The organism is Polaromonas sp. P1_G2 (genome assembly GCF_056405515.1).
On sequence record NZ_JBFUBY010001531.1, the window covers coordinates 1 to 388 of the forward strand.

Below are 388 nucleotides of genomic sequence, written 5' to 3' on the forward strand. Positions count from 1 at the left end.
CGGCGGAACTGTGCATGGCGAGATCGAAGGTGGGCTTGGAAACGATACCTTTATTGTTTCAAGCCAGGCAATCGATATTTCGGAAAGCGCCGGGCAGGGAACCGATACGGTAAAATCGACGGTCAACTACACGCTGGGCGACAATATCGAGCAGCTCATCTTGCTCGGCACCGGTGGTCTTACCGGTCACGGCAATGCGCTGGACAATCACATCACCGGCAGTATGGGCAACGATACGCTCTACGGCGAAGCTGGCCTGGATGTCCTGAATGGCGGCAAGGGAAACGACACCCTGACCGGTGGCGACGATCAGGATACTTTTCAATTCAAAAAGGGCAACGACATCGATACCATCACCGATTTTACCCACGGGTCGGACTATATCGCC

The 388-nt window shown here is 54.6% G+C and carries 1 protein-coding gene; it reads left to right on the plus strand.

Annotation, left to right across the window (positions count from 1 at the left end; genetic code table 11):
* Window positions 1-388, plus strand: a 388-nt coding sequence (locus AC1D0P_RS31410; protein ID WP_477680300.1) for a calcium-binding protein, incomplete at both ends; no start/stop codon positions are given.